The 24,434-nt window shown below is 58.4% G+C and carries 19 protein-coding genes; 10 read left to right on the top strand and 9 right to left on the bottom strand.

What is annotated here, in order from left to right:
• Positions 1-57: 57 nt before the first annotated feature.
• Both envZ and ompR read right to left on the bottom strand, forming a co-directional pair.
• A complete protein-coding gene (envZ, locus tag ABLV76_RS04125) occupies positions 58-1,413 on the bottom strand; it encodes a two-component system sensor histidine kinase EnvZ (RefSeq protein ID WP_004202158.1) in 1,356 nt (451 codons plus the stop codon).
• A complete protein-coding gene (gene ompR, locus ABLV76_RS04120) occupies positions 1,410-2,129 on the bottom strand; it encodes a two-component system response regulator OmpR (RefSeq protein ID WP_001157751.1) in 720 nt (239 codons plus the stop codon). The genes envZ and ompR overlap by 4 nt, the downstream gene beginning before the upstream one ends.
• Positions 2,130-2,356: 227 nt before the next feature.
• On the opposite strand from ompR, the gene greB reads away from it, so the two are divergent.
• The 5 genes from greB (at position 2,357) to feoC (ending at position 8,497) form a co-directional block, all read left to right on the top strand.
• Entirely contained in the window at positions 2,357-2,830 is a 474-nt protein-coding gene (gene greB, locus ABLV76_RS04115; protein ID WP_002920503.1) for a transcription elongation factor GreB, read from the top strand.
• 100 nt (positions 2,831-2,930) lie between these two features.
• Positions 2,931-5,261, top strand: coding sequence for a Tex family protein (locus tag ABLV76_RS04110; RefSeq protein ID WP_160125035.1), 2,331 nt, complete (start codon positions 2,931-2,933; stop codon positions 5,259-5,261).
• Between the two features lie 412 nt (positions 5,262-5,673).
• The gene (gene feoA, locus ABLV76_RS04105) at positions 5,674-5,901 is read left to right on the top strand and encodes a ferrous iron transporter A (protein WP_004202154.1); all 228 of its coding nucleotides are present in this window, start codon (positions 5,674-5,676) and stop codon (positions 5,899-5,901) included.
• Positions 5,902-5,929: 28 nt separating this feature from the next.
• On the top strand, positions 5,930-8,248 hold the full coding sequence (feoB, locus tag ABLV76_RS04100; RefSeq protein WP_017899963.1) for a Fe(2+) transporter permease subunit FeoB: 2,319 nt from the start codon (positions 5,930-5,932) through the stop codon (positions 8,246-8,248).
• A gap of 9 nt (positions 8,249-8,257) precedes the next feature.
• A complete protein-coding gene (gene feoC / locus ABLV76_RS04095; protein ID WP_004202151.1) occupies positions 8,258-8,497 on the top strand; it encodes a [Fe-S]-dependent transcriptional repressor FeoC in 240 nt (79 codons plus the stop codon).
• 87 nt (positions 8,498-8,584) lie between these two features.
• On the opposite strand, the gene ABLV76_RS04090 is transcribed toward feoC, so the two are convergent.
• Positions 8,585-8,854 (bottom strand): YdgH/BhsA/McbA-like domain containing protein, encoded by a 270-nt coding sequence (locus ABLV76_RS04090; RefSeq protein WP_004202149.1) that lies wholly within the window; start codon positions 8,852-8,854, stop codon positions 8,585-8,587.
• Between the two features lie 120 nt (positions 8,855-8,974).
• Positions 8,975-9,748 (bottom strand): pimeloyl-ACP methyl ester esterase BioH, encoded by a 774-nt coding sequence (bioH, locus tag ABLV76_RS04085; protein ID WP_017899964.1) that lies wholly within the window; start codon positions 9,746-9,748, stop codon positions 8,975-8,977.
• A gap of 39 nt (positions 9,749-9,787) precedes the next feature.
• On the opposite strand from bioH, the gene gntX reads away from it, so the two are divergent.
• From gntX to gntT, 3 genes are all read left to right on the top strand, one after another.
• The gene (gene gntX, locus ABLV76_RS04080) at positions 9,788-10,462 is read left to right on the top strand and encodes a DNA utilization protein GntX (protein ID WP_268199105.1); all 675 of its coding nucleotides are present in this window, start codon (positions 9,788-9,790) and stop codon (positions 10,460-10,462) included.
• Positions 10,463-10,520: 58 nt separating this feature from the next.
• On the top strand, positions 10,521-11,096 hold the full coding sequence (gene nfuA / locus ABLV76_RS04075; RefSeq protein ID WP_004202143.1) for a Fe-S biogenesis protein NfuA: 576 nt from the start codon (positions 10,521-10,523) through the stop codon (positions 11,094-11,096).
• A 335-nt stretch (positions 11,097-11,431) separates the two neighbouring features.
• On the top strand, positions 11,432-12,748 hold the full coding sequence (gntT, locus tag ABLV76_RS04070; RefSeq protein WP_348878192.1) for a gluconate transporter: 1,317 nt from the start codon (positions 11,432-11,434) through the stop codon (positions 12,746-12,748).
• A gap of 102 nt (positions 12,749-12,850) precedes the next feature.
• Here the strand turns inward: gntT and malQ are convergent, their stop codons facing one another.
• Positions 12,851-14,944, bottom strand: a complete 2,094-nt coding sequence (gene malQ, locus ABLV76_RS04065; RefSeq protein ID WP_049093780.1) for a 4-alpha-glucanotransferase — start codon at positions 14,942-14,944, stop codon at positions 12,851-12,853.
• A gap of 10 nt (positions 14,945-14,954) precedes the next feature.
• A complete protein-coding gene (malP, locus tag ABLV76_RS04060; RefSeq protein WP_135716007.1) occupies positions 14,955-17,345 on the bottom strand; it encodes a maltodextrin phosphorylase in 2,391 nt (796 codons plus the stop codon).
• 624 nt (positions 17,346-17,969) lie between these two features.
• Here malP and malT point away from each other — a divergent pair.
• Positions 17,970-20,675, top strand: coding sequence for an HTH-type transcriptional regulator MalT (gene malT / locus ABLV76_RS04055; RefSeq protein WP_004202139.1), 2,706 nt, complete (start codon positions 17,970-17,972; stop codon positions 20,673-20,675).
• Positions 20,676-20,690: 15 nt separating this feature from the next.
• Here malT and ABLV76_RS04050 read toward each other — a convergent pair whose 3' ends face one another.
• Genes ABLV76_RS04050 through glpE form a run of 3 tightly spaced genes read right to left on the bottom strand, consistent with a single transcriptional unit; the run spans position 20,691 to position 22,709 of the window.
• Positions 20,691-21,449 carry a DeoR/GlpR family transcriptional regulator gene (locus ABLV76_RS04050; protein ID WP_002920548.1) on the bottom strand — a complete coding sequence of 253 codons (759 nt, stop codon included), beginning with the start codon at positions 21,447-21,449 and terminating at the stop codon, positions 20,691-20,693.
• A gap of 49 nt (positions 21,450-21,498) precedes the next feature.
• The gene (gene glpG / locus ABLV76_RS04045) at positions 21,499-22,329 is read right to left on the bottom strand and encodes a rhomboid family intramembrane serine protease GlpG (RefSeq protein WP_004151408.1); all 831 of its coding nucleotides are present in this window, start codon (positions 22,327-22,329) and stop codon (positions 21,499-21,501) included.
• A 50-nt stretch (positions 22,330-22,379) separates the two neighbouring features.
• Positions 22,380-22,709 (bottom strand): thiosulfate sulfurtransferase GlpE, encoded by a 330-nt coding sequence (gene glpE, locus ABLV76_RS04040; protein WP_004202138.1) that lies wholly within the window; start codon positions 22,707-22,709, stop codon positions 22,380-22,382.
• A 204-nt stretch (positions 22,710-22,913) separates the two neighbouring features.
• Here glpE and glpD point away from each other — a divergent pair, with 204 nt between their 5' ends.
• Positions 22,914-24,422, top strand: coding sequence for a glycerol-3-phosphate dehydrogenase (gene glpD / locus ABLV76_RS04035; RefSeq protein ID WP_004202136.1), 1,509 nt, complete (start codon positions 22,914-22,916; stop codon positions 24,420-24,422).
• Positions 24,423-24,434: the final 12 nt, after the last annotated feature.

Genomic DNA, 24,434 nt, shown 5'->3' with positions numbered 1-24,434 from the left:
CCGGGCTTGCCCGGCTTTTTATTGTGCAACGTTCTGACCAACCAACCGCGGGCGCGATCAGCTCTCTTTGGCCGGTTTCATCGGCGCCAGTACCCGGTGCACCGGCAGCCAGGCGCGGATCAGTAACCCGCCGCGTTCGCTGGAGCCAATCTCCAGCCGCCCGTTGTGATTATCGATAATACGCTGAACAATCGCCAACCCCAGCCCGGTGCCGCTGGTGCTGCGGGCGCTGTCGCCGCGTACAAACGGCTGAAACAGGTGCTCTCGCTGCTCAGGTTTAATCCCCGGTCCGTCATCTTCTACCTGGAACCAGGCCCGGCTCGCTTCGCTGCCGCTGCTGACCTTGATCCAGCCATTGCCATAGCGGGCCGCGTTGACCACCATATTCGCCAGCGCGCGCTTGATAGACAGAGGATGCATGCGTACCGGAATTTCGCCGGCCTGCAGGGCGGTAGCGATCTCCCGCTCATAGCCGCTCTCCGCTGCGATCACTTCCCCCAGCACCGCATTCAGATCCGCCAGCTCCATCGGCATCTCCTGCCCGGTGCGCAGATAGTCGATAAACTGCTCGATGATGGCGTTGCACTCTTCGATATCTTTGTTGATCGACTCCGCGAGATAGCCGTCCTGCTCGCCCATCATCTCGGTGGCCAGACGAATGCGGGTCAGCGGAGTCCGTAAATCATGGCTGACCCCAGCCATCAGCAGCGTACGGTCGTCGGCCAGCTGCTTCACGCCCGCGGCCATGTGGTTGAAGGCGCGCGTCACCGAACGCACTTCGGAGGCGCCATACTCACGCAGCGGCGGCGGAATAATGCCGCGCCCGACCTGCAGCGCCGCATGCTCCAGATCCACCAGCGGGCGGTTCTGAATACGGATAAACAGCCAGGCGCCGCCTATCGCCAGCAGCATGATCGCCAGGGTATAGCGGAACAGCGGCGAGAAGTCGCCCTGATGGATCTCGGTCAGCGGCACCCGCACCCAAATATTGGGCGAGAGCCAGGTCTTCAGCCACACCACGGGGGAGCTTTTATTGACCTCCACCCGCACCTCAGTGGGGCCGCCAAGCTGATGAGCCATCTGCTGGCTCAAGAATTCATAATGCTGCGCCCAGCGCAGGCCTGCGTCTTCCGCCGCTTCATTGGAATAGAGCGAAATCCCCAGCTCGCGATAAATTTCACGGCGAAACGCCGGGGGCACCACCAGCTGGGTGCCATCCTCCAGCTGCAGCTTATCAGTCATCAGCATACGCACTTCGTAGGCCAATACTTTATTAAACTGCTGGAGACTTGGCAGGATCGCGAAATTCAGTACTACCAGATAGGTCGTCACCAGGCTGACGAACAGCAAGGTGACGATCAGGAGCAGCGTGCGAGCAAAGGAGCTGCGCGGCGAAAAGCGCACGCGTTTCATGCCTTAGAACCGTCCGGGACGAAGACGTAGCCCAGACCCCAGACGGTCTGGATATAGCGCGGATGCGCCGGGTCCTCTTCCACCATGCGGCGCAGGCGGGAGATCTGTACGTCGATGGAACGCTCCATCGCAGAGTATTCGCGGCCGCGAGCGAGGTTCATTAACTTATCGCGCGACAGCGGCTCACGAGGATGGCTTACCAGCGCCTTCAGGACCGCAAACTCGCCGCTGGTCAACGGCATCGGCTCGTCTTCACGGAACATCTCGCGGGTGCCCAGGTTCAGTTTGAATTTACCAAAGGCGATAACCGCCTCTTCCTGCGACGGCGCGCCCGGCAGCTCGTTCGCCTGACGGCGCAGCACCGCCCGGATGCGGGCCAGCAGTTCACGCGGGTTGAACGGCTTCGGAATGTAGTCGTCGGCCCCGATCTCCAGGCCCACAATACGATCAACCTCTTCGCCTTTCGCCGTCACCATAATGATCGGCATCGGGTTGCTCTGGCTGCGCAGACGGCGGCAAATCGAGAGACCATCTTCCCCAGGCAGCATCAGATCCAGCACCATCAGGTGGAAGGATTCGCGGGTTAACAGACGATCCATCTGTTCGGCGTTCGCCACGCTACGAACCTGGAAGCCCTGCTCGGTCAGATAACGTTCGAGCAGCGCACGCAGGCGCATGTCGTCATCCACAACCAGAATCTTATAATTCTCTTGCATTGTTTGTACTCCCAAAGGTTCACTGCAATAGTCAGTGCGTATTCTCAAAAAAGCCCGGCGCGCTCACCAGCTAAATCTGGTATATATTCCAGGCTAAATTGTTACAAAGCATATTTAACAGCAGGTTAAGTATACATTTAATCATAAGACACAGTATTTATCCTGTCGGTATTATTACGCGCTACAAATTGTGCGCAACGACAGACTGTCAGAAGGTTGAACTCACGATGAAAACGCCGCTGATCACCCGCGAGGGATATGAAAAACTGAAGCAGGAGATGGACTACCTGTGGCGCCAGGAGCGCCCGGAAGTGACCAAAAAGGTGACCTGGGCCGCCAGCCTTGGCGACCGCAGCGAGAACGCGGATTACCAGTACAACAAAAAGCGCCTGCGCGAGATCGATCGCCGGGTCCGCTATCTGACCAAATGTCTGGAACAGTTAAAGATCGTCGATTACTCCCCACAGCAGGAGGGCAAAGTCTTCTTCGGCGCCTGGGTAGAGATTGAAAACGATGAAGGCGATATCAAGCGCTTTCGCATCGTCGGTTACGATGAAATTTTTGGCCGCAAAGACTATATCTCCATCGACTCGCCGATGGCGCGCGCACTGTTAAAAAAAGAGGTTGGCGATCTGGCCATCGTCAACACGCCGGCGGGCGAAGCCAGCTGGTATGTCAACGAGATCGAATACGTTAAATAGACAAGAACTTTCCGAGAGACGCCCGGCGCGACTGGCATTTTCAGCCGTCAGTCCGTATAACTAGTCCCTGATTTTTGACCCTAAAGATGAATTAAAAGCCATGATGAATGATTCGCTCTGCCGCATTATTGCGGGTGAACTTCAGGCCAGAGCCGAACAGGTAGAAGCTGCCGTTCGCCTGCTTGATGAAGGGAACACCGTGCCGTTTATTGCACGTTATCGTAAAGAAGTCACCGGCGGTCTGGATGACACGCAGCTGCGTAATCTGGAAACCCGCCTCGGCTATCTGCGCGAACTGGAAGACCGTCGTCAGGCGATCCTCAAATCCATCGCTGAACAGGGCAAACTGACCGACGCGCTGGAAAAAGCCATCAACACCACGCTCAGCAAAACTGAACTGGAAGATCTCTACCTGCCGTATAAACCGAAGCGCCGCACCCGCGGGCAAATCGCTATCGAAGCGGGGCTGGAGCCGCTGGCTGACCTGCTGTGGAACGAACCGTCCCACGATCCGGAAACGGAAGCCGCAAAATATATTGATGCCGATAAAGGCGTGGCCGACAGCAAAGCGGCGCTGGATGGCGCGCGCTATATCCTGATGGAGCGTTTTGCCGAAGACGCCGCGCTGCTGGCGAAGGTCCGTGACTATCTGTGGAAAAACGCCCACCTGGTCTCCACCGTCGTCAGCGGCAAAGAAGAGGAAGGCGCCAAATTCCGCGACTACTTCGATCACCATGAACCGATCGCCACCGTGCCGTCGCATCGCGCGCTGGCGATGTTCCGCGGTCGCAACGAAGGCGTCCTGCAGCTCTCTTTAAACGCTGACCCGCAGTTTGACGAGCCGCCGAAAGAGAGCCACGGCGAGCAGATTATTATCGACCATCTGGGCCTGCGCCTGAATAACGCCCCGGCGGACAGCTGGCGTAAAGGCGTCGTCAGTTGGACCTGGCGGATCAAAGTCCTGATGCATCTCGAAACCGAGCTGATGGGTACCGTGCGCGAGCGCGCCGAAGACGAAGCTATTAACGTCTTCGCCCGCAACCTGCACGACCTGCTGATGGCTGCGCCCGCCGGGCTGCGCGCTACCATGGGCCTTGACCCGGGCCTGCGCACCGGGGTGAAAGTGGCCGTGGTTGACGGTACCGGCAAACTGGTGGCCACCGATACCATCTACCCCCACACCGGCCAGGCGGCTAAAGCGGCGATTGTCGTGGCGGCGCTGTGCGAGAAGCACAACGTCGAGCTGGTGGCGATCGGCAACGGCACCGCCTCGCGTGAAACCGAGCGTTTCTTCCTCGACGTGCAGAAACAGTTCCCGAAGGTCACCGCCCAGAAGGTGATCGTCAGCGAAGCCGGGGCTTCCGTTTACTCCGCCTCCGAGCTGGCGGCGCAGGAGTTCCCTGACCTCGACGTGTCGCTGCGCGGCGCGGTCTCCATTGCCCGCCGTCTGCAGGATCCCCTGGCCGAGCTGGTGAAAATCGACCCGAAATCCATTGGCGTCGGCCAGTATCAGCACGATGTCAGCCAGACCCAGCTGGCGCGTAAGCTGGACGCGGTGGTGGAAGACTGCGTGAACGCCGTTGGCGTTGACCTGAACACCGCCTCCGTGCCGCTGCTGACCCGCGTGGCCGGCCTGACCCGCATGATGGCGCAGAACATCGTCGCCTGGCGCGACGAGAACGGCCAGTTCCAGAACCGCCAGCAGCTGCTGAAGGTCAGCCGCCTGGGGCCGAAAGCCTTTGAACAGTGCGCCGGCTTCCTGCGTATCAACCACGGCGACAACCCGCTGGATGCCTCCACCGTTCACCCGGAAGCCTACCCGGTGGTCGAACGCATTCTGGCCGCTACCCAGCAGGCGCTGAAAGATCTGATGGGCAATAGCAGTGCGCTGCGCCACCTGAAGGCCGTGGATTTCACCGATGAGAAGTTCGGCGTACCGACCGTGACCGACATCATCAAAGAGCTGGAAAAACCGGGCCGCGACCCGCGTCCGGAGTTTAAGACAGCGAAGTTCGCAGACGGCGTAGAGACCATGAACGATCTGCTGCCGGGGATGATTCTGGAAGGGGCCGTCACCAACGTCACCAACTTCGGCGCATTTGTCGATATCGGCGTCCATCAGGACGGACTGGTCCACATTTCGTCGCTTTCTGACAAGTTTGTTGAAGATCCGCACACCGTGGTGAAAGCGGGCGACATCGTGAAGGTCAAGGTCATGGAAGTCGATCTGCCGCGTAAGCGTATCGCCCTGACCATGCGTCTCGACGAGCAGCCGGGCGACAGCAACGCCCGCCGCGGCGGCGGTCAGGATCGCCCGCAGGGCAACCGCCCGGCCGCGAAAGCCGCCAAACCTCGCGGTCGCGAAGCGCAGCCTGCCGGCAACAGCGCGATGATGGATGCCCTCGCGGCGGCGATGGGTAAAAAACGCTAATCCCACCCTGCCCCTTTTCAGGGGCAGTTTTCTTTTCATGACCAGGCCATCGCCATCACGCGCAAAACAGGTTCAGTTGTTTCTGATAACCTGTTTTTATTCCACGCCTGAAGACAGCGAAATTAATATTTTCATTTCGTTAACTTAAGAAACCTTAATTAAACATTAGATCGCCGAAATAATATTTCGTGCATTTTCGATCACAGACAGATTTTGCGGCACATCAATAAAAAAGTGATTTCCGCTTTAAAAATAGCGTTGATCGCATCATATGTATTGATGATAAAAACCATTCTCATTATCATCACTTTCAGAATGATTTTTTCTTTTTTCGTTGGCTATGGTATCCGGCGCGGTGACATCCCGACGCCCGGTCAATTCATCTTCGGTTAGCGATAGACAAGTAGGCCCTATGCAATTCACACCTGATAGTGCGTGGAAAATCATTGGATTCTCCCGCGATATTAGCCCAGCATACCGTCAGAAATTGCTCTCCCTCGGCATGCTGCCCGGATCCTCTTTTCATGTGGTGCGCGTGGCGCCGCTCGGCGATCCTGTTCATATTGAAACCCGACGCGTCAGTTTGGTATTACGCAAAAAAGATCTCGCCTTAATCGAACTGGAAGCGGTTGCACAATAACGGCTGGCCCGGCACAAGAGTCTGAAATATGAAAAAATTAACCGTTGGTTTAATTGGTAATCCTAATTCCGGCAAGACCACTTTATTTAATCAACTGACCGGCGCCCGCCAGCGCGTGGGCAACTGGGCCGGGGTCACCGTTGAGCGTAAAGAGGGCGTATTCGCCACCACTGACCACCAGGTCACGCTGGTTGACCTCCCCGGGACCTACTCTCTGACCACCATCTCTTCGCAGACCTCGCTGGACGAGCAGATCGCCTGCCACTACATCCTCAGCGGCGAGGCCGACATGCTGATTAACGTGGTCGACGCCTCCAACCTCGAGCGAAACCTCTATTTGACGCTGCAGCTGCTTGAGCTTGGGATCCCCTGCGTCGTGGCGCTGAACATGCTGGATATTGCCGAAAAGCAGCAGGTGCGTATCGATATCGATGCCCTCGCCGCGCGCCTCGGCTGCCCGGTCATTCCGCTGGTTTCGACCCGCGGACGCGGGATCGAAGCGCTGAAGATTGCCCTCGACCGTCATCAGGCGAACAGCGATATTGAGCTGGTCCATTATCCGCAGCCGCTGCTGCGCGAAGCTGACCTGCTGGCGCAGCAGATGTCAGCGCAGATCCCGGTCAAGCAACGGCGCTGGCTCGGTCTGCAGATGCTGGAGGGCGACATCTACAGCCGGGCCTATGCCGGCGACGCCGCCGATAAACTGGATATCGCCCTGGCGAATCTTAGCGACGAGATCGACGACCCGGCGCTGCATATCGCTGACGCGCGCTATCAGACCATCGCCGCCATTTGCGACGCCGTCAGTAACACCCTGACCGCCGAGCCAAGCCGCTTTACCGCGGCGATGGACAAGGTGATCCTCAACCGCTTCCTCGGGTTGCCGATTTTTCTCTTTGTCATGTATCTGATGTTCCTGCTGGCGATCAACATCGGCGGCGCGCTGCAGCCGATTTTTGACGCCGGCTCGGTCGCGGTCTTTATTCACGGTATTCAATGGCTGGGCTACACCCTGCACTTCCCGGACTGGCTGACCGTGTTCCTCGCCCAGGGGATCGGCGGCGGTATCAACACCGTGCTGCCGCTGGTGCCGCAGATCGGCATGATGTATCTGTTCCTCTCTTTCCTTGAGGACTCCGGCTACATGGCGCGCGCCGCCTTTGTCATGGACCGCCTGATGCAAGCCCTCGGCCTGCCGGGAAAATCCTTTGTCCCGTTGATTGTCGGTTTCGGCTGTAACGTGCCGTCGGTGATGGGCGCCCGCACCCTCGACGCCCCGCGCGAACGTCTGATGACCATTATGATGGCGCCGTTTATGTCCTGCGGCGCGCGGCTGGCGATCTTCGCCGTTTTCGCGGCCGCGTTCTTTGGTCAGAACGGCGCGCTGGCGGTCTTCTCGCTCTACGTGCTGGGCATTGTGATGGCCATTCTCACCGGCCTGATGCTGAAGCACACCATTATGCGCGGCGAAGCCTCGCCGTTCGTGATGGAGCTGCCGGTGTACCACGTCCCGCATATCAAGAGCCTGATTATCCAGACCTGGCAGCGCCTGAAAGGCTTTGTGCTGCGCGCCGGGAAGGTGATCGTCATTGTCAGCATCTTCCTCAGCGCGCTGAACAGCTTCTCGCTGAGCGGTAAGGTCGTCGACAACATCAACGACTCCGCGCTGGCCTCGGTGAGCCGGGTCATTACTCCGGTGTTTAAACCGATCGGCGTACATGAAGATAACTGGCAGGCCACCGTGGGCCTGTTTACCGGCGCGATGGCGAAGGAGGTGGTGGTCGGTACGCTGAACACCCTCTATACCGCCGAAGATATCCAGAACGAGGAGTTCAATCCGCGGACCTTCAGCCTCGGCGAAGAACTGCTGGCGGCCGTCGACGAGACATGGCAGGGACTGAAAGACACCTTCAGCCTCAGCGTCCTGGCCAACCCCATCGAAGCCAGCAAAGGCGATGGCGAAATGGCCACCGGCGCGATGGGCGTGATGGGCAGTAAATTTGGCAGCGCCGCGGCGGCTTACAGCTATCTGATCTTCGTTCTGCTCTACATCCCCTGCATCTCGGTGATGGGCGCCATCGCCCGCGAATCGAGCCGCGGCTGGATGACCTTCTCCATTCTGTGGGGGCTGAATATCGCCTATTCGCTCTCGACGCTCTACTACCAGACCGTCAGCTTTAGCGACCATCCGCGCTACAGCCTGGCGTGTATCCTGGCGGTGGTATTGTTCAACGTAGTGCTCTTCGGTCTGCTGCGTCGGGCGCGCAGCCGGGTTGACGTCTCGCTGCTGGCCACCCGGAAAACGCCGACCTCCTGCTGTTCCAGCCCGGCTGGCGATTGCCACTAAGGAGGAGCGGTGGCGTCGTTAATGGAAGTCCGCGATATGCTGGCCCTGCAGGGCCGCATGGAGGCGAAACAGCTCAGCGCCCGCCTGCGGACGCCTCAGCCGCTGATTGACGCCATGCTCGAACGCATGGAAGCCATGGGCAAGGTGGTACGGATCAGCGAAACGAGCGAGGGCTGCCTCTCCGGCAGCTGTAAAAGCTGTCCTGAAGGGAAAGCGGCGTGCCAGCAGGAGTGGTGGGCGCTGCGATGAAGGGAGTAAGGCCAGCCAGCGCCATGAGGTAAAACGAGTGTGACAGCAGAGAAAAACGGGCCAACAGGCCCGTTTTTTATGACTGGATTATTTATACACGTCAGCGTTAGCGTGAACGGTTTTTTCGTTTTTCTGCCCGGCAATCACCACAAAGTATTTTCCACCCAGCTCATCAGCTTTTTTCGACAGATCGCGTCGGGCGTCCATCGGCGAGGTCGTCCTTGAGGTCGTGATGCTGCCGACCTTGGTCAGATTCATCTTCGCCACGTCCTCTTTTTGGATCTCTTTCGCTGCGAATGCGCCAAAAGACAGACAGCCAATCACCAGAGATGCAACCATTCCTGTAACAAGTTTCATAGCCTCTACTCTCCATTAGGTTGTTATTGTAGGTCACGGTGGCGGAATGAAATAATCAACCACCGTAACAACCTAAGTATTGCTGTGAATGGCCCTTTTACCATGGCGCGGCAAAAAAAATTACTCCAGCCGTTTTTTGAGCGCCATCAGCGGCTCGCAAAAGGCCGCGGGATGGGAAACAAACGGCGCATGCGCTGCCTTGTCAAAGAGAATTGACTCGCTTTCCGGCCATAGCTTATCCAGCAGCGGGACAATCTTGCGCGGCACCAACCCGTCCAGTCGACCGTACAGCCGCAGAAACGGCATCGGCAGCCCGACCAGCGCCTGGCGCAGATCGACGGTTCTGAGGATCTCCAGACCGCCGTTCAGCGCCTCAGCGGAAGGCATCGGCAGCGAGAGCACCGCCTGCTTTAACGCCCGCGCATCCTGACGGGCGCTCTCCGTGCCCATGGTTTGCAGTGCGAGGAACCGCTCGACGGTGCGCTGGAAATCCTCGCTCAGCTGCTGCTGAAATCCGGCCAGCACCTCCGGCTTGATGCCGGGCCAGTCCTCATGAGCCGCGAAACAGGGGGAAGAGGCAACCGTTACCAGCGCCTGCACCCGTTGCGGACGCATAATCGCGACCTGGCTGGCCACCAGCCCGCCCAGGCTCCAGCCCAGCCACACCGCCTGAGGCGGAGCCTGCTCCAGCACCCGCTGCGCCATCGCCTCCAGCGACATCGCCCCAAACCCGCCGCTACGGCCATAGCCAGGCAGGTCCACCAGGTGAAGGGTAAAATGCGAAGCCAGCTGCGGCGTGATGCAATCCCAGACCTGAGCGTTCAGTCCCCAACCGTGCAGCAGCACAAGATGACAATCACCTTCGCCGATTGTTTGCCACCAGATGTCGTTCATCCGTTACCGTTCTCTTTTTTACTGGACAGAAGGCCAAATATGCTAACAGCACACAGCTTATGCTGGCTATGCCAAATGCCGCTGGCGGTCGCCCGCTGGGGGATCTGCTCTCGCTGCAGCCGCGCCCTGCTCGCCTGCCCCCCGCTCTGCCCGCAGTGCGGCCTGCCGGCGGCAATGTCCCGGCATCCCTGCGGCCGCTGCCTGCAAAAGCCGCCGCCCTGGCATCGAATGGTGGCGGTCAATGACTATCGTTCGCCGTTGAGCGACCTGGTGCGGCAGCTGAAGTTTCACCATCGTCCGGAACTGGGCCCCACCCTGGCGCGCCTGCTGCTGCTGCGCCTTAAACAGCGCGACGATTTGCCGCCGGTAGACGCGCTGGTCGGCGTGCCGCTGTGGCATCGCCGCCGCTGGCGCCGGGGTTATAATCAGTGCGATGAGCTGTGCCGACCGTTGGCCCGCTGGCGTGGGTGCGTCTGGCGTCGCGACGGCCTGACGCGCCAGCGAGCGGGCGCCGTGCAGCATTCGCTCAATGCCCGCCTGCGCAGGCAGAACCTGAAAAATGCCTTTCAGCTTGAATTTGCCGTCCAGGGACTCCATATCGCTCTGGTGGATGATGTCGTCACGACCGGCAGCACCGTCGCCGAGATATCCCGCCTGCTTTTGCGAAACGGCGCCGCGACGGTTCAGGTATGGTGTATATGCCGTACCTTGTAGACCCCCGCTGATGGGCGTATTATAACCCAGTAAAATAGTCAACTATTAGGCCAACGCTATGATCCGTATTTCCGATGCTGCACAAGCGCACTTTGCCAAACTGCTGGCAAATCAGGAAGAAGGGACGCAAATTCGCGTATTTGTGATTAATCCCGGCACCCCAAACGCTGAGTGCGGCGTATCCTACTGCCCACCGGATGCGGTGGAAGACACCGACACGGCGCTGAAATTTGAACAGCTGACCGCCTATGTCGATGAGCTCAGCGCGCCCTATCTGGAAGACGCTGAAATTGATTTCGTCACCGACCAGCTTGGCTCGCAGCTGACCCTGAAAGCGCCGAACGCCAAAATGCGCAAAGTCGCTGACGATGCCCCGCTGATGGAGCGCGTCGAGTACCTGCTGCAGTCGCAGATTAACCCGCAGCTGGCCGGCCACGGCGGTCGCGTGTCGCTGATGGAGATCACCGACGACGGTCTGGCTATCCTGCAGTTCGGCGGCGGATGCAATGGCTGCTCGATGGTCGACGTAACCCTGAAAGAAGGTATTGAAAAACAGCTGCTGAACGAGTTTCCAGAGCTGAAAGGGGTTCGCGATCTGACCGAGCACCAGCGCGGCGAGCACTCCTACTACTAAGCCTTTCCTCCGGCGGCACCCTGTCGCCGGCTCTCCTTGCTCCTTTCTGTGTTACCGCGCAACATCTCCCACTAAACGACCGGCAAAAACCGGGGAAAGAGTATGACTTAAGTCTCATATTTAACATTTTCCCCGGTCAGGTGATTCTCAACCCTCACATGTTACCCGTATCATCCACTTCAGGCACCACCGGCAAAAAATAGCCAGCTATCCTTTCTCTGGGTAAGGATAATGCAAGCGTTTACGGTGCCAGACTATTTTGCTCCCTGACGGAGCGGATGCTCTACAGGTTCAAACTTTGACGTTACCCATAACAAATTAAGGCCAGGTAAATCATGCCATTAGTCATCGTTGCTTTCGGGGTTGCCCTGTTATTGCTGTTAATGATCCGTTTCAAAATGAACGGCTTCATTGCGCTGGTTCTGGTGGCGCTCGCCGTCGGATTAATGCAGGGTATGCCACTGGATAAAGTGATCGTTTCCATCAAAAATGGCGTTGGCGGCACCCTTGGCAGCCTCGCGCTGATCATGGGCTTCGGCGCTATGCTCGGTAAGCTGCTGGCAGACTGCGGCGGCGCTCAGCGTATCGCCACCACGCTTATCAATAAGTTCGGTAAGAAGCATATTCAATGGGCGGTGGTCCTGACGGGCTTCACCGTCGGTTTCGCCCTGTTCTATGAAGTGGGCTTCGTGCTGATGCTGCCGCTGGTGTTTACCATCGCCGCCTCGGCCCGTATTCCGCTGCTGTACGTCGGCGTACCGATGGCCGCCGCGCTCTCCGTCACCCATGGCTTCCTGCCGCCGCACCCGGGTCCGACCGCGATCGCCACCATCTTCCACGCCGATATGGGTAAAACGCTGCTCTACGGCACCATTCTGGCTATCCCGACGGTTATTCTCGCCGGCCCGGTTTTCGCCCGTTTCCTGAAAGGCATTGATAAGCCGATCCCGGAAGGCCTGCATAACCCGAAAGTGTTCACTGAAGAAGAGATGCCTGGCTTTGGCGTCAGCGTCTGGACCTCGCTGGTTCCGGTGATCCTGATGGCGATGCGCGCCGTGGCCGAGATGATCCTGCCGAAAGGCCACGCCTTCCTGCCGATTGCCGAGTTCTTCGGCGACCCGGTGATGGCCACCCTGATTGCGGTACTGATCGCCCTGTTCACCTTCGGTTTGAACCGCGGCCGCTCCATGGAGCAGATCAACGATACCCTGACCTCTTCTATTAAAATCATCGCCATGATGCTGTTGATCATCGGCGGCGGCGGCGCCTTCAAACAGGTGCTGGTGGATAGCGGCATGGATAAATACATCGCTTCTATCATGCACGAATCGAATATGTCTCCGCTGTTTATGGCGTGGTCCATCGCCGCGGTGCTGCGTATCGCGCTGGGTTCGGCGACCGTTGCCGCCATCACCGCGGGCGGGATCGCCGCGCCGCTGATCGCCACCACCGGCGTCAGCCCGGAGCTGATGGTTATCGCGGTCGGCTCCGGCAGCGTTATCTTCTCCCACGTGAACGATCCGGGCTTCTGGCTGTTCAAAGAGTACTTTAACCTGACCATCGGCGAGACCATCAGGTCCTGGTCGGTACTGGAAACCATTATCTCTGTCTGCGGCCTGGTAGGCTGTCTGCTGCTGGGGATGGTGGTGTAAGGAGACTCCCGCCACAGAAAAAGGCCGGTCCGCATGATGCGGACCGGCCTTTTTTATCGGACATCCTCTTCGCCGCGCAGAGGAGCGCGCGGCGGGGTGTCATCAGGAGGCGGCTTTTTTGCTCGCCGCCTTGCGCCGTTTATCCAGATCCTTAATCAGCTTATTGACCTGTTCATCGGCAAACATCTGCTCAAGGGTGACGGAAAGCTTCCGGCGCCAGTTCGGGTACTCGGTGCTGGTGCCCGGAATATTGACCGGCGACGCCATCTCCAGCCAGTCTTCCGGCTGCAGGCCCAGCAGGGCGCTGTTGCTGTCGGCAATATAACGTTGCATCCCCCGGTTGAGGATCCCCGTCATGCTCATCAGGGAGGCCTTATGGCCGGCACGCTTGGGCAGACAGCCGTACTTATGCAGCGCATCCAGCAGCCCTTGTTTCGCCAGCTCACGGTCCTGGTACAGCCCGCGCAGCACCACCTCATCAGGATAGAGACCCAGCGCTTTACCTAACGTCAGATCGCCGCTTTCCCAGTAGCCGCGGAGGGTGGGCAGGTCGTGCGTCGTCGCCACAGCCATTGATTGCTCCGGGTACAGCGCCGGCGCGCGGAACGTTTTCTCTGCATCGCTCTCAAAATAGAGCACCTTATAAGAATAGACGCCGCTGTTGCGTAACTTGCTGACGATCTCCACCGGTACCGTGCCCAGATCTTCGCCGATCACCATGCAGCGATGACGCTGGCTTTCCAGCGCCAGAAGCGACAGCAGATCGTCGACGGGATACTGGACGTAAGCGCCATGGTCGGCGGTTTCACCATAGGGGATCCACCACAAACGCAGCACTGACATCACGTGATCGATGCGCAGCGCGCCGCAGTTCTGCATATTGGCGCGCAGCAGGTCGATAAACGGCTCATAGGCGCGAGCGGCAATAATATGCGGATCCATCGGCGGCAGGCCCCAGTTCTGGCCCAGCGGACCCAGAATATCCGGCGGCGCGCCCACGGACGCTTTCAGGCAGTACAGCTCACGGTCGCACCAGGTCTCCGACCCGCCTTCGGCGACGCCCACCGCCAGATCGCGGTAGAGGCCGATCGGCATCCCATCGCGCTGGCTGGTTTCCCAGCAGGCGGCAAACTGGCTCCAGGCCAGCCACTGCAGCCAGAGATAGAAACTGACGTCGTCCTCATGCTCGACGCAGAAGGCTTTCACCTCCGGGCTGTCGATATCCTGAAAGGCCTTCGGCCAGGCCGGCCAGCCCCAGCGCAGCGGGTCCTGTTGAACCTGCCAGGCGTGCAGCGCATCGAAAGCGGCCTGCCAGTAAAGGCTTTCCCCTTCACGCAGAACAAACTCGCGGAACGCCGTCATCTGCTCATCTTCACGACGAGAGAATCGTTTCCACGCCATACGCAGCGCGGTCATTTTCAGCGTGGTGACCGCGGTATAGTCCACATCATCCGTTTGCCGCGCCGCCTGCAAGGCCTGCTGCGTCGCTGCGGACTGCCACCACGCCTGCGCCTCTTCGCTACGCTGGAAATCTTCAACCGCATTGACGTCGATGTAGATAACGTTCAGCCAGCGACGTGAAGACGGGCTATAGGGGCTGGCGCTCTCCGGGTTCGCCGGATAGAGAGCATGGATCGGGTTGAGACCAATAAACGACCCGCCGCGGCGGGCGATTTCCGGCAGCATGGCGCGCAGATCGCCAAAATCGCCGATCCCCCAGTTTTTCTCCGAACGCAGGGTATACAGCTGCACGCAGGTGCCCCACAGCTTTTTCCCCTCTTTCAGCGGCTGCGGCTCATAGCAGCGGGCCGGAGCGACGATGGTCCGGCAGTGCCAGCGCTCCCCCTCCTGGGTGAGCGTCAGGGAGTGATACCCCTCCGGCAGTTTGGCCGGCAGCGGCAGCGTCTCGCCGCCGCGGGTTTTACCCTGATACTGCTTACCGTCCTCAGTGGTCAGGATCCACTGATACTCACCGCGTCCTGCCACCGGCAGCGACATTTTTTTGCCGTGGGTGAAGATCTTCACGTTCGGCAGCGGGTTAACCGCCACTTTCGTGGCGGCGGTTGAGCGATGCATCGCATCCAGTAGACGCTGTTTGGTGACAGCCGCGATAGACTGCGGCTTGCCGTGCGCGTTGATATAGCTGGGGCTGATGCCCGCCGCCAGCGCGGCATTATCGAGGCGTTTACTCTCCATAGGCCTTCCTTTAGCGTTTCGCCTGCCAGATACGTTGCTGATAATCGCGGATCGAGCGGTCGGAGCTGAACATGCCGCAGCGCGCGGTGTTGAGAATTGTCGCGCGGGTCCAGGCCTCCTGGTCGCGATACAGCTCATCTACCCGTTTTTGCGCCGCCACGTAGGCTTCGAAATCGGCCAGCACCAGATACGGGTCGCCGCCCTGCAGCAGGCTGTGCAGCATCTGGTCGAAGGCATGCTTGTCGCCGTTGCTATAGGTGCCGTTCTCCAGCTCCTTAAGCACCGCATCAAGCAGTTTGTCTTTTTTACGCCATTTCAGCGGATCGTAGCCTTTCGCTTTCAGGGCTTTCACTTCTTCTACCGTGTGGCCGAAGATAAAGATGTTCTCTTCACCGACCTGCTCGGCGATTTCCACGTTGGCGCCATCCAGCGTCCCGACGGTCAGCGCGCCATTCAGCGCCAGTTTCATGTTGCCGGTGCCAGAGGCTTCTTTGCCCGCGGTGGAGATCTGCTCGGAGATATCTGCCGCCGGGATCAGTTTTTCCGCAGCCGAAACACAGTAGTCCGGCAGGAAGACCACTTTCAGCTTATCGCCGACTTTCGGGTCGTTGTTGATCGCTTCCGCTACCTTGTTGATGGCGAAAATAATGTTCTTCGCCAGATAGTAGCCCGGCGCCGCTTTCGCGCCGAACAGGAAGACGCGCGGTACGCGATCGGCCTGCGGGTTTTCGCGGATCTCTTTGTACAGCGCAAGGATATGCAGCAGGTTGAGGTGCTGACGCTTGTACTCGTGCAGACGTTTGATCTGAATGTCGAAAATCGCCTGCGGGTTGATCTCAATCCCGGTACGCTGCTTCACAAACTCGGCCAGATGAACTTTGTTGGCCTGCTTAATATCGCGATAGGTCTGACGAAACGCCGCATCGTCAGCGTATTTTTCCAGGTTGATCAGCTGGTCGAGGTCATTGGCCCACTCTTTTTTCAGCGTCTCATCCAGCAGCGTGGCCAGCGCCGGGTTGCACTGCTTGATCCAGCGGCGCGGTGTGATGCCGTTGGTCACGTTATGGAATTTGTTCGGCCACAGCTGGTTATATTCCGGGAACAGATCTTTCACCACCAGGTCCGAGTGCAGCGCCGCTACGCCGTTGACGGCAAAACCGCCCACCACGCACATGTTGGCCATCCGCACCTGCTTGTTATGCACCACCGCCAGTTTCGCCCAGACCTGCTTATCGCCCGGCCAGGTTTTGTCCACCAGCAGTTTAAAGCGGTCGTTAATCTCTTTAATGATCTGCATATGGCGCGGCAGCAGCGCTTTCACCAGCTTCTCATCCCAGCACTCCAGCGCTTCCGGCATCAGGGTATGGTTGGTGTAAGCAAAGGTTTTGCTGGTGATCGCCCAGGCGTCATCCCAGCTCAACTGGTGCTCGTCGATCAGCACGCGCAGCAGCTCCGGGATGGCGATGGTCGGGTGCGTATCGTTCAGCTGGATCACTTCGTAATCCGCCAGCTCGGCCAGCTTGCGGCCTGCCAGATGATGACGACGCAGGATATCGGCCACTGAGCAAGCGCACTGGAAGTACTGCTGCATCAGGCGCAGTTTTTTACCGGCCTGATGGTTGTCGTTCGGGTACAGCACCTTGGTCAGTTTTTCCGCGTCGATGCCCTGCTGCTCGGCGCGCAGGAAATCGCCGTCGTTGAATTTGGTCAGGTTAAACGGATGAGTATGTTTGGCCTGCCACAGACGCAGCGGCTGGGCGACGTTGTTGCGATAGCCTAGCACCGGCAGGTCCCAGGCTTCGCCGGTAATGACGAACGCCGGCTGCCACTCGCCGTTTTTACTGACTTTGCCGCCGATACCGACCTGGACATCCAGCGCGTCGTTATGGCGGAACCACGGGTAGCTGCTGCGGCCCCAGTCGTCCGGAGCTTCCTTCTGCTGGCCGTCGTCAAAGGACTGGCGGAACAGACCATACTGGTAATTGAGGCCGTAACCGGTCGCCGACTGCCCCACGGTCGCCATGGAGTCGAGGAAGCAGGCTGCCAGACGGCCCAGGCCGCCGTTACCCAGCGCCGGGTCGGTCTCTTCTTCCAGCAGATCGGTGAGGTTGACGTCATAGCCTTTCAGCGCGTCGCTCACGCCCTCGTACCAGCCCAGGTTGAGCAGGTTGTTGCCGGTCAGGCGGCCAATCAGAAACTCCATCGAGATGTAGTTAACGTGACGCTGTCCTTGCGCTGGTTTTGCCACCGGCTGCGCCGACAGAAGTTCCGCCAGCGCTCCGCTGACGGCGCGCCACCATTGACGCTGCGTCATCTCGGAAGCGGACTGTAAACCAAAACGCTGCCACTGACGCGTCAGTGCAGCCTGAAACTGAGCTTTGTTAAATGAAGTCTGTGACATAATGAGATCCGGGTCCTTTACTAAAACGATGGCGCTAGTGTGCCGACCTCCCGATTCATCGTCCTCATCCCGACGGGGATTAGACAGGGAGGAGTGCCGGGGATGAGCGAAAAGTGTGATCCTGACCACTATAGTGTGGGTGAGAAGGCCAAAATATGCTGTAAAAATCACCGCAGTATGACAGTCGAGATGCCATTTCTGCCGACCAGAAATTTGTTACAGGCCAATACGCGGCAAAAATTTTCCCGCCCTTCGCAGGGTTATTAAAAAAATAAATAGAGACCTCCGGGAAAATAAGCACATTTCATCACATTAACCCGCAAAAAAGATTACTTCTAAGAAATCACTGACAATAATTTAATAAAAACAAACAACTACTTCAGACATAAAATTAATCTCTCCCCGCTCCGCTCACCACCGGCTAAAAACCGCTGACGACGAGTCCTGCCTGCGATTTTTCCCCATTCGCAACCAATGTCGAAATTTGTGACATAGAGCAAATTCAAGAGCATAAACTTCGGACATAACTTGCAATAAATTTCATAATCACCGACCTTATTAGATATTAATTACGAAGCGCAAAAAAAATCGCAACCTCTCTCTTGCACAGCGAAATGTAGAACTATGTTGATTCCGTCCAAATTAAGTCGTCCGGTCCGCCTTGAACACACCGTGGTTCGTGAGCGTTTACTGGCGAAACTTTCCGGCGCGAACAATTATCGTCTCGTGCTGATCACCAGTCCTGCCGGGTACGGTAAAACAACGCTCATTTCTCAGTGGGCCGCAGGTAAAAACGATCTTGGGTGGTTTTCGCTGGACGAAGGCGACAACCAGCAGGAGCGTTTTGCCAGTTATCTGATCGCGGCGATCCAGCAGGCCACCGGCAACCACTGCGCGGCCAGTGAAGCGATGGTGCAAAAGCGCCAGTACGCCAGCCTCTCCTCTCTTTTTGCGCAGCTGTTTATTGAACTCGCCGACTGGCAGCGCCCGCTGTACCTCGTCATTGATGATTACCATCTGATCAATAATCCGGTGATCCATGACGCGATGCGCTTTTTCCTCCGCCATCAGCCGGAGAATATGACCCTCGTGGTCCTGTCGCGGAACCTGCCGCAGCTGGGGATTGCCAACCTGCGCGTCCGCGATCAGCTGCTGGAGATTGGCAGCCAGCAGCTGGCCTTTACCCACCAGGAAGCGAAACAATTTTTCGACTGCCGTCTGACGTCGCCTATCGAAGCCGACGACAGCAGCCGGCTGTGCGACGACGTCGCCGGGTGGGCCACCGCGCTGCAGCTCATTGCCCTCTCCGCCCGCCAGAATAACTCCTCCGCCCAACACTCCGCCCGCCGACTCGCCGGGATTAACGCCAGCCATCTGTCGGATTATCTGGTGGATGAAGTGCTGGATAACGTCGACGCCCGCACGCGCAATTTTTTGCTGAAGAGTTCGCTGCTGCGCTCAATGAACGACGCGTTAATCGTTCGCGTCACCGGCGAAGAGAATGGCCAGATGCAGCTGGAGGAGATCGAACGTCAGGGGTTGTTCCTGCAGCGGATGGATGATTCCGGCGAATGGTTCCGCTATCACCCGCTGTTTGGCAGTTTCCTGCGCCAGCGCTGTCAGTGGGAGCTGGCGGTTGAACTGCCGGAGATCCACCGCGCCGCGGCGGAAAGCTGGATGGCGCAAGGCTTCCCCAGCGAGGCCATCCACCATGCGCTGGCGGCCGGCGATGCCAAAATGCTGCGCGATATCTTGCTCAATCACGCCTGGGGCATGTTTAACCATAGCGAACTAGGCCTGCTGGAGCAGTCGCTGTCGGCGCTGCCCTGGTCAAATCTGCTGGAAAATCCGCGCCTGATCCTGCTGCAGGCCTGGCTGATGCAGAGCCAGCATCGCTACAGCGAAGTCAACACCCTGCTGGCGCGCGCCGAGCAGGAGATGAGCGTCGAAATGGATACCGCGATGCATGGCGATTTCAACGCCCTGCGCGCGCAGGTGGCGATTAACGACGGCGACCAGGACGAGGCGGAACGTCTGTCGATGGTGGCCCTGGAAGAGCTGCCGCTGGCCAACTATTACAGCCGCATCGTCGCCACCTCGGTACATGGCGAAGTCCTCCACTGTAAGGGTAAACTGACCAAATCTCTCGCCGTGATGCAGCAGACCGAACAGATGGCCCGCCGTCACGACGTGTGGCATTACGCCCTGTGGAGCATCATTCAGCAAAGCGAAATTCTGTTCGCCCAGGGCTTCCTGCAGGCCGCCTGGGAGAGCCAGGAGAAAGCCTTCCAGCTGGTACGCGAACAGCATCTTGAGCAGCTGCCGATGCATGAGTTCCTGTTGCGCATCCGCTCTCAGCTGCTGTGGGCATGGGCGCGCCTCGACGAAGCTGAAGCCTGCGCCCGTCAGGGGATGGAGGTCCTCTCAACTTATCAACCACAGCAGCAGCTACAGTGCCTGGCGCTCATGGTGCAATGCTCGCTGGCGCGCGGCGATCTGGATAATGCCCGCAGCCACCTGAACCGACTGGAAAACCTGCTCGGTAATGGTCACTATCACAGCGACTGGGTCTCCAACGCCGACAAGGTGCGGGTGATCTACTGGCAGATGACCGGCGATAAAACCGCGGCGGCCAACTGGCTGCGCCAGACGCCGAAGCCGGAATTCGCCAATAACCACTTCCTGCAGAGCCAATGGCGCAATATTGCCCGCGCGCAGATCCTGCTGGGCGATTTCGAACCCGCGGAAATGGTGCTGGAAGAGCTGAACGAAAATGCGCGTTCGCTGCGTTTGATGAGCGATCTCAACCGCAACCTGCTGCTGCTCAACCAGCTGTACTGGCAGGCAGGACGCAAGAGCGAAGCGCAGAAAGCCCTGCTGGAAGCCCTGACGCTCGCCAACCGCACCGGCTTTATCAACCACTTTGTGATTGAAGGCGAGGCGATGGCCCAGCAGCTGCGCCAGCTGATCCAGCTGAACACCCTGCCGGAGCTGGAGCAGCATCGCGCCCAGCGTATTCTGCGCGACATCAACCAACATCATCGCCACAAATTCGCCCACTTTGACGAAGGGTTCGTCGAGCGGCTGCTGAATCACCCGGAGGTGCCGGAGCTTATCCGCACCAGCCCGCTGACCCAGCGCGAATGGCAGGTGCTTGGCTTAATCTATTCCGGCTACAGCAACGAGCAGATTGCCGGCGAGCTTGACGTGGCGGCCACCACCATCAAGACCCACATTCGCAATCTGTATCAGAAACTGGGCGTCGCCCACCGTCAGGACGCGGTGCAGCATGCCCAGCAGTTGCTTAAGATGATGGGATACGGCGTCTGACGACGCCGTTGCCGTTTAGCACAGCTCGAGCTGGAGGTTGTTATCGGTAATGACCTTCAGCACGCCCGCCGGGGGCAGCACGTCGGTATAGACCGCATCGACCATGCTGATGCTTCCCATGTTGACCATCGCGTTACGGCCAAACTTAGTATGGTCCACCACCAGCATCACGTGGCGTGAATTCTCAATGATCGCGCGCTTGGTGCGCACTTCATGATAATCAAACTCCAGCAGCGAGCCATCGCTGTCGACGCCGCTGATGCCGAGAATGCCGAAGTCGAGACGGAACTGCGAGATAAAGTCGAGGGTGGCTTCTCCGATGATCCCGCCGTCGCGGCTGCGCAGTTCGCCGCCGGCAAGAATAATGCGGAAGTCCTCTTTCACCATCAGCGTGTTGGCGACGTTAAGGTTATTGGTCACAATCCGCAGATCGTTGTGATCGAGCAGGGCGTGCGCCACCGCTTCCGGCGTGGTGCCGATATCGATAAACAGCGTCGCCCCGTCCGGGATCTCGCTGGCCACCCGCCGGGCGATACGCTCTTTCTCCGCCGTCTGGGTCGCTTTGCGATCGTGCCAGGAGGTGTTCACCGAGCTGGAGGGCAGCGCCGCGCCGCCGTGGTGGCGGAGGATCATTTTCTGTTCGGCTAAATCGTTCAGGTCGCGGCGGATGGTCTGCGGGCTGACCGCAAACTGCTCAACCAGCTCTTCCGTGCTAACGTAACCCTGTTTTTTTACCAGCTCGATAATGGCGTCATGACGTTGTGTTTGTTTCATGAAATATCCCTGGAAAAATGTCGCCTACCCGACCCCTGTCGGTAAGTCTTTATGCGCGTTTTCGCCCATGCAAGGTATCGACAAACGCCATCGCCAGACCGGTCGCCAGACCAGCCACGTGCGCGCCGTTGGCGATCGCCATGCCGAAAACATCAAACCAGCCAGCAATTAACCACACTAAAGAGAAGAGTATTAACCCGCGCTGCAGATAAATACCGCTCTGCGGATCGCGCTCGCCCCGCAGCCAGACATAGCCCATCAGCGCGTAGACCACGCCCGACAGGCCGCCAAACCACGGGCCGCTAAACTGGTGCTGCACAAAGCCGCTCAGCAGGGCGCTGATGACGGTGATCACCACCAGCTTGCCGCTGCCGATGCGCTTTTCCACCGCGCCGCCGAGATACCACCACCATAGCAGGTTGAAGAGAATATGCATCAGCGAGAAATGCATGAAAGCATGGCTGAAATAGCGCCAGGCTTCGAACTGCAGCGAAGGATCGTAGGGCCAGGCCAGCCAAATCATCACCGGCTGATCGCCCAGCAGATTTTGCAGGATGAACACCGCGATGCAGATTAGCAGAATCGCCCAGGTGAACGGGCCGGCGTTATGCCGCAGCGTGGCAAAGAAAGGAAAGCGCTGATAGCGCAACCCGCTATTGGTCTGCCCGGACTGCCAGCTCGCCGCCAGATAGCGCGGGTCCGCCGGGTTTTCGAGAAAACGCGCCAGCTCAGCCCTGACGCGCCCGGCCTGGCTCTCATCAGCCAGCCAGACGTCGCTCTGGGTGTGCTGCTGGATAGTCAGGATAATCCCCTGCGTCGCCATATAATCGACAAACGCCTGGGCCACGCGCGGGTTGGCAAAAGAGGTAATCATTAACATGCAGCGAATCGCTTATTCCACACAAAGGGAGATAGTATACCTGCCAGTCGTTAAAACGTCCCGTGCGCCACTTCCGCCGGGAAATGGCGATGCCAGGCGTCGAACCCGCCGTCAACGCTGTAGACCTTATCAAACCCCTGCTGCAGCAGATACTGCGCGGCGCCCTTGCTGCTGTTGCCGTGATAGCACATCACCATCACCGCCGTGTCAAAGTCGTGATCACGCATAAACGCGCCCAGCGTATCGTTGGTCAGATGAAACGCGCCCGGCGTATGGCCCATCGCATAGCTTTGCGGATCGCGGATATCGACCAAAACCGCCGTCTGCTGATGCAGTTTCTGGTGCGCTTCTTCAACGTTGATACATTCAAACTGTTCCATGGTTCTCTTCTCTTTCTCGTCATGACGGGCGATGGCCGACCCAATTTTACCCTGTAGTGTACCGTCAGGCGGTAAAGAAACGCCAATATGTTACACCCATCACTCCAAAATGTTTTTTTGATGTTACCAAAAGCGCGTTTGTTTGCTATAGTGAGCGATATCGAGCATTTGTGAGCTTAAACGAAAGTGTGAGAGGGTAAGAACGTGGAAACCAAAGATCTGATTGTGATAGGCGGAGGCATCAACGGTGCCGGTATCGCGGCAGATGCCGCCGGGCGTGGTTTATCCGTACTGATGCTGGAAGCGCGCGATCTCGCCTGCGCCACCTCCAGCGCCAGTTCCAAACTGATCCACGGCGGGCTACGCTACCTCGAACACTATGAGTTCCGCCTGGTCAGCGAAGCGCTGGCCGAACGCGAAGTGCTGTTAAAAATGGCCCCGCATATCGCCTTCCCGATGCGCTTTCGTCTCCCGCATCGCCCGCATCTGCGTCCGGCATGGATGATCCGTATCGGCTTGTTTATGTACGATCATCTGGGCAAACGCACCAGCCTGCCGGGATCCACCGGTTTGCGTTTTGGCGCAGAATCGGTACTTAAGCCGGAAATTGTGCGCGGTTTCGAATATTCCGACTGCTGGGTCGACGATGCCCGCCTGGTGCTGGCCAACGCGCAGATGGTCGTCCGCAAAGGCGGCGAAGTACGCACCCGCACTCGCGCCATCTCGGCAAAACGAGAGAATGGCCTGTGGGTGGTGGAAGCGGAAGATATTGATAGCGGCGAGAAGTTTACCTGGAAGGCGCGCGGTCTGGTTAATGCCACCGGTCCATGGGTCAAACAGTTCTTCGACGAAGGGATGCATCTGCGCTCGCCTTACGGTATCCGCCTGATTAAGGGCAGCCACATCGTGGTGCCGCGGGTACATACCCAGAAGCAGGCCTACATTCTGCAAAACGAAGATAAACGTATTGTGTTTGTTATCCCGTGGATGGATGAGTTCTCGATCATCGGCACGACGGACGTCGAGTATAAGGGCGATCCGAAAGCGGTGGCCATTGATGATAAAGAGATTAATTACCTGCTGAACGTCTATAACGCGCACTTTAAAAAGACCCTCAGCCGGGACGATATCGTCTGGACCTACTCCGGCGTCCGTCCGCTGTGCGACGACGAGTCGGATTCGCCGCAGGCGATCACCCGCGACTACACGCTGGATATTCACGATGAGAACGGCCAGGCGCCGCTGCTCTCCGTCTTCGGCGGGAAGCTGACCACCTATCGCAAACTGGCCGAGCACGCGCTGGAAAAACTGACCCCCTATTACAAAGGGATCGGCCCGGCATGGACCAAAACCGCGGTGCTCCCCGGCGGCGATATTGGCGGCGACCGCGACGACTACGCGGCAAAACTGCGCCGTCGCTTCCCGTTCATCAGCGAATCACTGGCCCGCCATTATGCCCGCACCTACGGGAGCAACAGCGAGTGGATCCTGAAAGAAGCCAGCGCCCTGAGCGATCTGGGAGAAGATTTTGGCCATGAGTTTTATGAAGCCGAGCTGAAGTATCTGGTTGAGCATGAATGGGTGCGCAGCCTGGATGACGCCATCTGGCGCCGTACCAAACAGGGCATGTGGCTGAATGGCGAGCAGCAGGCGCGCATCAGCGAATGGCTGGCGCAGCATGCGGGAAAGTCTGAGCTGTCGTTAGCGTCGTAACGCTGCCCGGCG

The organism is Klebsiella sp. GB_Kp047 (assembly GCF_040065235.1).
In the GTDB taxonomy this organism is placed as follows: domain Bacteria; phylum Pseudomonadota; class Gammaproteobacteria; order Enterobacterales; family Enterobacteriaceae; genus Klebsiella; species Klebsiella quasipneumoniae.
This window is presented reverse-complemented; position numbering and strand designations above follow the sequence as displayed.

What these genes read in the sequence shown, in the direction of transcription:
- envZ (WP_004202158.1), bottom strand. Translation starts at nt 1,413, where the DNA reads ATGAAACGCGTGCGCTTTTCGCCGCGCAGCTCCTTTGCTCGCACGCTG.
- ompR (WP_001157751.1), bottom strand. Translation starts at nt 2,129, where the DNA reads ATGCAAGAGAATTATAAGATTCTGGTTGTGGATGACGACATGCGCCTG.
- greB (WP_002920503.1), top strand. Translation starts at nt 2,357, where the DNA reads ATGAAAACGCCGCTGATCACCCGCGAGGGATATGAAAAACTGAAGCAG.
- ABLV76_RS04110 (WP_160125035.1), top strand. Translation starts at nt 2,931, where the DNA reads ATGATGAATGATTCGCTCTGCCGCATTATTGCGGGTGAACTTCAGGCC.
- feoA (WP_004202154.1), top strand. Translation starts at nt 5,674, where the DNA reads ATGCAATTCACACCTGATAGTGCGTGGAAAATCATTGGATTCTCCCGC.
- feoB (WP_017899963.1), top strand. Translation starts at nt 5,930, where the DNA reads ATGAAAAAATTAACCGTTGGTTTAATTGGTAATCCTAATTCCGGCAAG.
- ABLV76_RS04090 (WP_004202149.1), bottom strand. Translation starts at nt 8,854, where the DNA reads ATGAAACTTGTTACAGGAATGGTTGCATCTCTGGTGATTGGCTGTCTG.
- bioH (WP_017899964.1), bottom strand. Translation starts at nt 9,748, where the DNA reads ATGAACGACATCTGGTGGCAAACAATCGGCGAAGGTGATTGTCATCTT.
- gntX (WP_268199105.1), top strand. Translation starts at nt 9,788, where the DNA reads ATGCTAACAGCACACAGCTTATGCTGGCTATGCCAAATGCCGCTGGCG.
- nfuA (WP_004202143.1), top strand. Translation starts at nt 10,521, where the DNA reads ATGATCCGTATTTCCGATGCTGCACAAGCGCACTTTGCCAAACTGCTG.
- gntT (WP_348878192.1), top strand. Translation starts at nt 11,432, where the DNA reads ATGCCATTAGTCATCGTTGCTTTCGGGGTTGCCCTGTTATTGCTGTTA.
- malQ (WP_049093780.1), bottom strand. Translation starts at nt 14,944, where the DNA reads ATGGAGAGTAAACGCCTCGATAATGCCGCGCTGGCGGCGGGCATCAGC.
- malP (WP_135716007.1), bottom strand. Translation starts at nt 17,345, where the DNA reads ATGTCACAGACTTCATTTAACAAAGCTCAGTTTCAGGCTGCACTGACG.
- malT (WP_004202139.1), top strand. Translation starts at nt 17,970, where the DNA reads ATGTTGATTCCGTCCAAATTAAGTCGTCCGGTCCGCCTTGAACACACC.
- ABLV76_RS04050 (WP_002920548.1), bottom strand. Translation starts at nt 21,449, where the DNA reads ATGAAACAAACACAACGTCATGACGCCATTATCGAGCTGGTAAAAAAA.
- glpG (WP_004151408.1), bottom strand. Translation starts at nt 22,329, where the DNA reads ATGTTAATGATTACCTCTTTTGCCAACCCGCGCGTGGCCCAGGCGTTT.
- glpE (WP_004202138.1), bottom strand. Translation starts at nt 22,709, where the DNA reads ATGGAACAGTTTGAATGTATCAACGTTGAAGAAGCGCACCAGAAACTG.